This is a genomic window from Subtercola boreus (assembly GCF_003399645.1).
Lineage (GTDB): Bacteria > Actinomycetota > Actinomycetes > Actinomycetales > Microbacteriaceae > Subtercola > Subtercola boreus_A.
Genome location: NZ_NBXD01000038.1, coordinates 1 through 778, shown reverse-complemented (window position 1 = coordinate 778; position 778 = coordinate 1). Strand labels below are relative to the sequence as shown.

Annotated in this window: 1 protein-coding gene; it reads right to left on the bottom strand. The window is 65.4% G+C overall.

All coding sequences use genetic code 11. The features are described 5' to 3' along the window. Window positions 1–653: single-stranded DNA-binding protein (locus tag B7R24_RS16685; RefSeq protein ID WP_147304096.1), on the bottom strand; the 653-nt coding region annotated here is incomplete at its 3' end. Window positions 654–778 lie beyond the last annotated feature (125 nt).

The window sequence follows — 778 nt, the reverse complement described above, 5'->3', positions numbered from 1 at the left end:
GCGTCGGCGTCGATGACCCGGCCGTACCGCTTGTTCTCACCCTCACCCCAGGACACGGTGTGCTCATACCCGACGACGATGACGGCATCACCTTTGTGGAGGGTGGCGAGAATGTTCTCCCCGAGCTGGAACTTCGCCTCCACGAAATGTGTTGTTGCATCGTCGTGGGCAACCCATCCGCCCTGCCGGTATTCGCCGGTGTCCTGAACGACCCGGAGCTTCACGATCTGTACGCGGCCGGCCTGGACTGCTTGCGGGTCCGCGGCGAGGTTCCCGACGATGGTTCTGGTACTCATGAGGCGTCTCCTGCTTGTTCGGTTCGTTCGGTTCGTCTTCACGACCACGGCCGGCGGTGTCTCGCCGGGAGCTGCGGTATCAGCCGGCGGTTGTTCACTGGCGGTCTCATCCGTGAGGCCCCAGGAGACCAGCGCGGCCGCGCGGGTCACTTCCGTAGGCGGCTCCACGAGCTGGCGACGCTGCTCTAGCTCCGCTTTGGTGGTGAGGTCCCCGGGGATCCGGCGCTCGTCACCGAATGCCTTCCGGTAGAGCCGGTCCGCGACGTCGTCGAGCGCGTCGATCTCCCCCTGCCTGCTGGCGTGCCCGGCGAGGAACCCGGCCCGGTAGTCATCACTCTCAGTGTCCGGGGTGTTCATGCTGCGTGCGCTTCGATCTTGTCGGGGCGGAACCCCGCCCAGTAGTCGTGCTCATCGACCACAACAACGGGCGCCTGGCTGTAGCCGAGTTCCTGCGTCACATATTCCATCGCGGCAGCACTCTC